Consider the following 4,035-nt stretch of genomic DNA (forward strand, 5'->3'; position numbering starts at 1 on the left):
GCTCGATCACGGTCACCTCGTGGCCGTCGCTCGCCAGATAATAGGCGGCTGCAGTGCCGACGACACCGGCCCCAAGCACCAATATTCTCATGCCGCCCCCCAAAGGTCACACGCGGCCAAATGCATCCACGCTTCGCCGCGCAGCTCCTTCAATAGCGCTTCTGCGTGGAGCTTTCGAGCTAAGAACTTGGTCTCAGCCCCGCGACGAATTCTTGCCGGTCAGAATGCGCTCCCAGGCCAGCGCGTCGGCGACGATCAGGTCGAGGTCGTCGCGTTGCGGCGTCCAGCCGAGTTCGCGGCGCGCCAGCTCCGAATTCGCGACTACCGCCGCGGCGTCGCCCGGACGGCGCTCGCCCATCCGCACCTCGAAATCGTGACCAAAGACGCGCCGCACGCTGTCGATCACCTCGAGCACCGAATAGCCGTGGCTGTAGCCGCAATTGGCGACGAGACTTGTCCCGCCGGCGCGCAGGCGTTCCAGCGCCAGCCGATGCGCCACCGCCAGATCGCTGACATGTATGTAGTCGCGCATGCAGGTGCCGTCTGGCGTCGGATAGTCGGTTCCGAACACCTGCATAAGGGGTCGCTTGCCGAGCGCCGTCTCGCAGGCGACCTTGATCAGATGCGTGGCGCCAGGCGTCGACTGGCCGGTGCGGCCCTTCGGGTCGGCGCCGGCGACGTTGAAGTAGCGCAGCGCCGTATAGCGCAAACCATAGGCAATTGCGGCGTCGCGCAGCATCCATTCGCTCATCAGCTTGGACAGGCCGTAGGGCGATTCCGGTGCAAGGCGGGCATCTTCACGCACCGGCTCCAGCCCGGCGCCGCCATAGACGGCGGCGGTCGAGGAGAAGATGAAATTGGGCACGCCTTCGCGCACGGCGGTCTCGATCAGCGTGCGCGTCTTGCAGGTGTTGTTCTCGTAATAACCGAGCGGGTCGGCAACCGATTCGGGAACTACGATGGAGCCGGCAAAATGGATGATCGCGTCGACATGATTGTCGCGGATGATCGAACCGACCAATTCCTTGTCGGCGACATCGCCAGCGACGAGCTTTGCCTCTGGTGCCACGGCCCACTCGAAGCCGGTCGAAAGCCGGTCGAGGACGACGACGCTGTCGCCCGCATCCAGCAGCTCCCAGACCATATGGCTGCCAATATAGCCGGCGCCGCCTGTCACCAAAACCGTCATCCGTGTCCTCGCTGCTCAAGATTTGTCGGAAACTGTCTCAACACCCGCCTTACTGGAAAGCCTGCCACTAGGCCATTAGTACCATTAGTGTCTGCGGTAACCAGTCTCATCGGCGCGTGGCATCGTCCTGAACAAAATTGATCCACATCAAGGGAATAGGCCATGATCCATGGTCGTTAGAAACAGGCTTGGGGCGTGGCATTTTGACCAAAAAGGCCAAGTAGACGTCGAATAGGGCAATGATTATGATCCCACGCAAAAATTGGGAAGCCGAAATGAACTATCAGCGGTTCTTCGAAGACGCGATCGACCAGCTCCACGCAGAGCGTCGCTATCGCATCTTCGCCGACCTCGAGCGCATCGTGGGGAAATTCCCACGCGCCATCTGGCGCGCCAACGGCCGCGCCCAGGAAATCACCGTCTGGTGCTCCAACGACTATCTCGGCATGGGCCAGCATCCAGACGTCATCGCTGCGCTGCAGAACGCCGCCGGCAAGATGGGATCTGGCGCCGGTGGCACCCGCAACATCTCCGGCACCAGCAATCCGCTGGTCGAGCTCGAACTGGAACTGGCCGACCTGCACGACAAGGAAGCCGCACTCGTCTTCACCTCGGGCTTTGTCTCCAACGAAGCCTCGATCTCGACCATTGCACGGCTTCTGCCCAACTGCCTGATTGTCTCGGACGAGTTGAACCACGCCTCGATGATCGAGGGCGTGCGGCGTTCGGGCGCCGAGAAGAAGATCTTTCGTCACAACGACGTTGCGCATCTTGAAAGCCTGCTGCAGGCGGCAGGCCGCGAACGCGCCAAGCTGATCGTCTTCGAGAGCGTCTATTCGATGGATGGTGACATCGCGCCGATCAAGCAGATCGTCGATCTTGCCGAGCGCTACAACGCCATGACCTATATCGACGAGGTCCATGCCGTCGGGATGTATGGACCGCGCGGCGGCGGCATCACCGAGCGCGAAGGGCTGGCAGACCGTATCGACATCATCGAAGGCACGCTGGCCAAGGCGTTCGGCACGCTCGGCGGCTATATCACCGGCACAAATGCGGTGATCGATGCCGTGCGCTCCTATGCGCCGGGCTTCATTTTCACCACGGCGCTGCCGCCGGCCATCGCCGCCGCGGCGACCACGTCGATCCGCCATCTGAAGCGCTCGCAGTCCGAACGCGACGCACAGCAGCGCCAGGCGATGCGGACCAAGCAGGTTCTTACCGCCGCCGGCCTGCCGGTGATGGACTCCGCTACCCACATCGTGCCGCTGCTCGTCGGCGATCCCGAGCTCTGCAAGATGGCCAGCGACCGCCTGCTCGGCGTCCACGGCATCTATATCCAGCCGATCAACTACCCGACCGTGCCGCGCGGCACCGAACGGCTGCGCATTACGCCGTCGCCGTTCCATTCGGATCACCTGATCGCGGAACTTCAGGATGCGCTGGTTGAGACTTGGGATGCTTTGGGTATCTCTTACGGTTCTGCGGGCCGGCCTTCGGTGAGGGAAAGCGACCGCGTCATTCCGTTGCTGGTGCCGAAGTCCGGCGGCTGATCCCCGAGTTTCAACTCGGGGATCGAAGGCAACTCACATACTCGTCATCCACTTCGCCAGCCGGTGCGCCGCTTCCTCGAGCTGGTCGAGGCGGCGGTGGAAGCACAGCCTGAGGAAGGCCTCGCCGCCGGGGCCGAAGGCGGTTCCGGGTGCCAGACCGACATTGGCGCGGTCGACGATGTCGAAGGCGGCGGCGCGTGAATCGATGATGCCGTCGACCGCGAAGAACAGATAGAACGCGCCCTGCGGCACGGTGAAGCGTGCCCTGCCGGTCGCAGCCAGGATGCCGCAGACCAGGTCGCGCGCAGCCCTTGCCCGCTCCACCTGCTCAGCGATGAAGGCATCGCCTTCGTCGAGCGCGACGACCGCGCCTCGCTGCATGAACTGGGCAACACCTGAGGTCGAATACTGGACCAGGTTCTCGAACACCTGCTGCAGCGAAGGATGGGTCTTGATCCAGCCGACGCGCCAGCCGGTCATCGCCCAGTTCTTGGAGAAGCTGTTGACGAAGAGGATGCGATCTTCGTCGGCCATGATGTCGATGAAGGACGGCGCGCGACTGTCGCCGTAGTGGAACAGTGAATAGATCTCATCGGCGATGATCCACAGGCCCTTTTCGCGGGCGAGGTCGAGGATCGCTTGCAGCGTCTCCCTGTCGGCGGTCCAGCCGGTCGGATTGGACGGTGTGTTGACGAACAGCGCCTTCGTCCTTGGCGTGATCGCCGCCTCGATCTTGCCGACGTCGCAGGACCAGCCATTGCCGGACTGGTCGAGCGTGACAGCGACCGGGACGGCGCCCGCCACGCCGGCGGCTGCGGCGAAATTCGGCCAGGCCGGCGACAGATAGACGACCTCGTCCCCCTTCCCGGCGACGGCATCGATTGCCAGCTGGATGGCATGCATGCCCGAGCCGGTGACGATGAATTCTTCCTCGGCGAAACTCTTGCCGAAATGCCTGACGTAATAGCGGGCGAGCGCCTGCCTCAGTTCGGGGATGCCTTTCTGCCAGGTATAGAAGGTCTCGCCGCCGGCCAGTGCCCGGGCAGCGGCATCGGTGATGAAGGCGGGCGTCGGCAGGTCGCCCTCGCCGGCCCAGAGCGGGATCATGCCGTCGCGGTCGCGGCCGCGGTTCATGACGGCGACAATGCCGCTTTCCGGCGCAGCCCGGGCCTCGGCGCGCAAATCCTCGATGAGGGTCATGGATGGATCCGTTTTCCGTCTTCTGGACAGCTAGCGTGTTTTACGACAGGCGAAAATAGAAAACCCCGGCCGAAACCGACCGGGGTTTTGGTC

General features: G+C 63.3%; 4 protein-coding genes. 1 reads left to right on the forward strand and 3 read right to left on the reverse strand.

Going from position 1 to position 4,035, the window contains the following annotated elements; genetic code table 11:
• Both EOA86_RS25335 and galE read right to left on the reverse strand, forming a co-directional pair.
• On the reverse strand, positions 1 to 91 hold a 91-nt coding region (locus tag EOA86_RS25335), incomplete at its 3' end, for an FAD-dependent oxidoreductase (protein ID WP_128344182.1).
• Positions 92 to 193: 102 nt separating this feature from the next.
• Positions 194 to 1,189 carry a UDP-glucose 4-epimerase GalE gene (galE, locus tag EOA86_RS25340; protein WP_128344184.1) on the reverse strand — a complete coding sequence of 332 codons (996 nt, stop codon included), beginning with the start codon at positions 1,187 to 1,189 and terminating at the stop codon, positions 194 to 196.
• A 275-nt stretch (positions 1,190 to 1,464) separates the two neighbouring features.
• Between galE and hemA the strand changes: the two genes are divergently transcribed.
• A complete protein-coding gene (hemA, locus tag EOA86_RS25345; RefSeq protein ID WP_127209509.1) occupies positions 1,465 to 2,742 on the forward strand; it encodes a 5-aminolevulinate synthase in 1,278 nt (425 codons plus the stop codon).
• 33 nt (positions 2,743 to 2,775) lie between these two features.
• On the opposite strand, the gene EOA86_RS25350 is transcribed toward hemA, so the two are convergent.
• A complete protein-coding gene (locus EOA86_RS25350) occupies positions 2,776 to 3,942 on the reverse strand; it encodes a pyridoxal phosphate-dependent aminotransferase (protein ID WP_127209503.1) in 1,167 nt (388 codons plus the stop codon).
• Between the last annotated feature and the right edge of the window lie 93 nt (positions 3,943 to 4,035).

Origin of the sequence: Mesorhizobium sp. M5C.F.Ca.IN.020.32.2.1 (assembly GCF_004023105.1) — a bacterium.
Classification (GTDB): Bacteria; Pseudomonadota; Alphaproteobacteria; order Rhizobiales; family Rhizobiaceae; genus Mesorhizobium; species Mesorhizobium wenxiniae.